Consider the following 5,070-nt stretch of genomic DNA (forward strand, 5'->3'; position numbering starts at 1 on the left):
CTGCACTGAGTAATCTGGTTGAGCACTCTGCAATGGGATATCTCTAGTAGAACGTAAAGCACACCGCACCGCTGACGGGGATGTACTATGATTTATTGTTTACGGATTGAGGATTGGAAATGGTGAGCGGAGCTCAACCGCGGTCAGCGGTTGGGTGCAGCGTCTTGTTCTATCAAGCTTGTGTACTCGATGGTTTCCAACTGGATGGAAGGTTATCTTTCGGAAAGGATCGTAGATTCATGCAACTTTGTAGCCAGGTCGTTCTATCACAGGTCATTTACATATAGGTGCCGACGTCAAGGATCTCGGAGTGTGTGATGCGAAACTAAAAACTGATTTGGCTCATCGCATGGAAGGCTGAGAGTTCTGGAAGTCTTACCCAGCTATGCGAGCTATGAAGAACGTACGCAAAGTTCACGATGATGGGCCTCCAGAGTCCCGAATACACTGCCCCACAATAGGGAAGTAATGGCGAATGTCTTTGTAATGTACATTACGCTTTTTTAGCTGTCCTATCTATACTGTGATAGCTAGTTAGTACGCAGGCTGTGGATATATCTGATAGAACGTAAAGCACACCGCACCGCTGACGGGGGATGTACTGAGAATTATTGTTTACGGATTGAGGGTTGGATATGGTGAGCGGAGCTCAACCGCGGTCAGCGGTTGGGTGCAGCGTCTTGTTAGCCAAAGTCAGTTTATAGCGGAAGTTTGTAGCTCGGAAGCACTTCTAACTAGAAATGCTCCATCTGAATATCCTATTAAGTAGTCATCATTATGATTTACTGGAACTGCTAAAATTATCTCCTTACCTTTGTGGTTTATAAGTGGGGGATTGTAATATGTCCAAATACGACCTTCTGAAGTACTAAGAATATCACCTTTGGAGCGAAACCATATATGGCTGGGATAAGTTCCAGTAGATTTGTGATGGTTTGTGATTTCTGTAAGTAGTGGCCTAGAATCTTCTATAATTGGGATAATGGCATAATAGCCTCGTATACTGCGGAATGATGAACCGATAATTATACCAAGCCCGAGAATGATTAGAAAGTATGTGATACGCTTGGGCATTATTTAGGCTAACGTAAAGCACACCGCACCGCTGACGGGGATGAACTGAGATTTATTGTTTACGGATTGAGGGTTGGAAGAGGAGAGCGAAGCTCAACCGCGGTCAGCGGTTGGGTGCAGCGTCTTGTTCTATCAAGCTTGTGTACTCGATGGTTTCCAACTGGATGGAAGGTTATCTTCCGGAAAGGATCTTAGATTCATGCAACTGTGTAGCAAGGTCGTTCTATCACAGTTCATTTACATTTAGGGGGCGATGCCAAGGATCTCTAGAAACGCAGGAAACTTAAAAACTGATTTGGCTCATTGCATGGAAGGCTGAGAGCTCAGGAAGTCTTACCCAGCTATGCGAGCTATGAAGAATGTTCGTTAAGTTCATGATGATGTAACTCCAGAGTTCCGAATGCGCAGCCTATGGACAATGTCAGAAAGTTCTTAAATTTCGGAAAACGATCAAACTTCTCTGCTGTCTCGTCTGCACTGAAATAGCTAGTTGAGCACGCAAGCTGAGGATATATCTGATAGAACGTAAAGCACACCGCACCGCTGACAGGGAATGCGCGTTGATTAATTGTTTACGGATGGAAGAGTTGAAGAAGTGAGCGGAAGTCAACCGCGGTCAGCGGTTGGGTGCAGCGTCTTGTTCTACAAAATGGTGCTATAGATGGTTTCCAACTGGATGGAAGATTATCTGTCGCCAAGGATCATAGATTTCTGCAGCTGTGTAGCAAGGTCGTTCTATCACCGGTCATTTACATTGAGATCTCGACGTCGAGGATCTCTCAAAGTGATGCGAACCTAAAAACGTGATTTGGCTCATCGTATGGAAGGCCGAGAGTTCTGGGAGGCATACCCAGCTATGCGAGTTAGGAGTAATGATCATAAAGTTCACGATGATGAATCTCCAGAGTCCCGCATACACAGCTTCTGTGTGATCATCGCAACTTCTAGGCCGCAGAAGTTACGTAAAGCAACTAGATGCTGTCTTGTCTATATAGGAATAGTAGTGGAGCACTCTGCAATGGGTCTATCCAGTAGAACGTAAAGCACACCGCACCGCTGACGGGGATGTACTGTGATTTATTGTTTACGGATTGAGGGTTGGATATGGTGAGCGAAGCTCAACCGCGGTCAGCGGTTGGGTGCAGCGTCTTGTTCTGCCTACCGAATTTCACGTACATTAGCAGCACAACCAAGGATGTGAAATGTCTCATCAATCTTGGCAACAATCTGGAATCCCAATTCTCTCTCTTTAGTGTTGTGCCACGATATCTCCCCGCGATTTGCAGTAAGGGGTTTCTTCTCACCAGGAGCTATGGTGATAGGAGGGTCAACTAACATGGATTCGGGAATGTCTATGAATTGCCTACTGAAAATACTGCGATCCAAACAGATTCTCTGACTAGGTATCGAAAATTTAATGGGCAACTCCGAACGGTTGTGAAAAGTCCATGTCCAAGTTGTCTCATGTATCACAAAGTCGTTCCCTTCTTTCTTATTTTCAGTGTGATACGTTATTTCAGCACTAAAGCCGAAGTCAAAAGTTCCACCGTATTCAGCTAGTGGAACTGGAGGTTCTTCCTCGATTATGGGGCGTAAAGACCAACCCGTTATTACTCCAATTAGAAAAGCAACTAAGCTTAAAGTGGAATACTTCGATAGTTTCATTTTTTTGGCAGAACGTAAAGCACACCGCACCGCTGACGGGGGAATGTACTGTGATTTATTGTTTACGGATTGAGGGTTGGAAATGGTGAGCGGAGCTCAACCGCGGTCAGCGGTTGGGTGCAGCGTCTTGTTCTACTAAAATCGATGTAGCTTGCATGCTTGTGTGTCGAAACGCTGCCGCCCTTGGTCAGACTGCAAAAATCTAGCAGAAACCAATACACGCAAAACAGTGGTAGACGCGAAAATCACGACGGCTTGAATTAGACAGAAAATAGGGCAACACGGCTATCAAAAAGGCTGCTGAATCAAGAAAAGATAGAAGGGCGAAATACGAATGGGTGATGCGACTCTCATGAGAGTCTCTAGAAATGACTTATAACGTATTGAAGCTGAGTGCAATGAAGTGTTGTTGACTAGGCTCTGGGACAGCCGAGTAGAAATGATATCTACGAAATGCCAATAAACAAATAATCCCCTGCGACACCTGAGAGCTGTACTCAGATGCATGGTGCAGAGGACTGGTATCATCTAGTAGAACGTAAAGCACACCGCACCGCTGACGGGGATGCACTTTGATTTATTGTTTACGGATAGAGGGTTGGAAATGGTGAGCGAAGCTCAACCGCGGTCAGCGGTTGGGTGCAGCGTCTTGTTAGACAAAGTCGATTTTTAGTGTTTTGGTCAGCAGAGTGACACCTCGCATAGAGACCTTAAAGGTGTAAGGGCCTGATGTTATGGGTGAATCATCAAAGCTGTATAGTGATGGAATCCTATAATCAGTAGTGTTGTGTGACGTGAATTGGGATTCATATACCGCTTTCCCACCAATCACCATGCCTGAGGGAAATTCGACTGTGTTCACGAGTTCGATGGACTCATGCTTTTTCGGACCTGTGACAATGTACCTAATACCGAATAGTTGTTTGTCATTTGGAAGAATGCGGGTTGATTGGTTAACTAACTTCTCATCTTGAATTTCGAACCAGACACCCCCAGTAGTTTTTCTATCTGGCACCTCCGTACCTTTGTGAGACACAGAATAAACTCCATAGTCAACGATTTGGACCGTGTAATTTTTTAGAATGTAGTTTCGGTGTTTCAATTTAGTCTAACGTAAAGCACACCGCACCGCTGACGGGGGAATGTACTGTGATTTATTGTTTACGGATAGAGGGGTGGAAATGGTGAGCGAAGCTCAACCGCGGTCAGCGGTTGGGTGCAGCGTCTTGTTAGGCAATTTTATACATAGTTATGGCACGTAGACCATATCAACTTCGATTGAGTACTGAGAATTCGTCTCGAAGACCTTTGCTCCTAGAACTAGATCACTTCTTCCTTCGCCCTCAGTCCATAGATCAACTAGGATATCCCAGTGTGTTTCCATCCATATACAGACAGATGAATCCCAAGTTCTTTCGGGTAAACGTGACAGAACCTCGCCGTAATCGTCGATATAGTTTTTGATTTGATCTGATGTCTCTTTTGTGACAGGTAAAACACCAGATAACCCACCTGAGATACCGTAGTCGTGATCAACTAAGCGATCTACTATAGAGTGAATCAGCGGACGCCAGATAGTAGGAATGGGCTGTTCGTTATCTTCGTCCTTAGTGACTGGGATGAATGTATCCTTCATGTGTGAGTACGTGTATATTTAGCCTAACGTAAAGCACACCAGCCGCGAACACGACCGAGAAGCTTTGATTGTGGGTTTAAGTTAGAATTGCGTGAGAGGAGAGCGGAAGTCAACCGCGGTGAGCGGTTGGGTGCAGCGTCTTGTTAGCCAGAGGTAATTTAGTGGAGCTGGTCTGGTGCTGTAGTAGCGAATGAAGCCTTATAGCATCGGCAAATTAGCGTCTTGTTAGACGAGGTCAATTTATCGGGCTCCAATGGAGTTGTTAATTGCTGATGAGTGAAGAGTTGAGATCTGGAAAATCTAAACCGTCAATCTTATCTATGAGTTCAAGAGCCAAGTCGATAGAACTTACTTTATGACCACCTGGGTAAACGTAAAATCCTGTAGGAGCAATCGGTTCTCCTGAGTAACACATACCGCCAGACTTTACTGAAAGTGCCGATGTAGAAACGACAATCAATGAACCATTTGATTTTTGGAAAGAGAAGGAGGCTGAATTTTGTCTTTTATTTACTTCGGGTGAAATACTCCAAGCACGTATTGATTCAGATTTATCATGAGAAAGACGGTTACATGAAGAAAGTATGAGTATCGGAACTAATATAGTAAGGAGCTTCATATTTAGGCTAATGAGCTTCCCCACGGATTTCGGTCAGGGAGTGTCTAAATTATTGGTAGGTTAGTTAGGCGACTTT

Annotated in this window: 4 protein-coding genes; all 4 read right to left on the reverse strand. The window is 44.7% G+C overall.

Annotation, left to right across the window (positions count from 1 at the left end; genetic code table 11):
• Positions 1-2,232: 2,232 nt before the first annotated feature.
• The gene (locus ACFSW8_RS06245) at positions 2,233-2,739 is read right to left on the reverse strand and encodes a hypothetical protein (protein WP_377177742.1); all 507 of its coding nucleotides are present in this window, start codon (positions 2,737-2,739) and stop codon (positions 2,233-2,235) included.
• A 652-nt stretch (positions 2,740-3,391) separates the two neighbouring features.
• On the reverse strand, positions 3,392-3,775 hold the full coding sequence (locus ACFSW8_RS06250; RefSeq protein ID WP_377177744.1) for a hypothetical protein: 384 nt from the start codon (positions 3,773-3,775) through the stop codon (positions 3,392-3,394).
• 213 nt (positions 3,776-3,988) lie between these two features.
• A complete protein-coding gene (locus ACFSW8_RS06255; protein ID WP_377090625.1) occupies positions 3,989-4,375 on the reverse strand; it encodes a DUF7668 domain-containing protein in 387 nt (128 codons plus the stop codon).
• A 262-nt stretch (positions 4,376-4,637) separates the two neighbouring features.
• Positions 4,638-4,994 (reverse strand): hypothetical protein, encoded by a 357-nt coding sequence (locus tag ACFSW8_RS06260; protein ID WP_377177746.1) that lies wholly within the window; start codon positions 4,992-4,994, stop codon positions 4,638-4,640.
• Between the last annotated feature and the right edge of the window lie 76 nt (positions 4,995-5,070).

Source organism: Rubritalea tangerina (genome assembly GCF_042683245.1).
Classification (GTDB): Bacteria; Verrucomicrobiota; Verrucomicrobiia; order Verrucomicrobiales; family Akkermansiaceae; genus Rubritalea; species Rubritalea tangerina.

Bases quoted from the DNA above. Each gene is read 5' to 3' on its own strand.
- ACFSW8_RS06245 (WP_377177742.1), bottom strand. From the start codon at position 2,739: ATGAAACTATCGAAGTATTCCACTTTAAGCTTAGTTGCTTTTCTAATT.
- ACFSW8_RS06255 (WP_377090625.1), bottom strand. From the start codon at position 4,375: ATGAAGGATACATTCATCCCAGTCACTAAGGACGAAGATAACGAACAG.
- ACFSW8_RS06260 (WP_377177746.1), bottom strand. From the start codon at position 4,994: ATGAAGCTCCTTACTATATTAGTTCCGATACTCATACTTTCTTCATGT.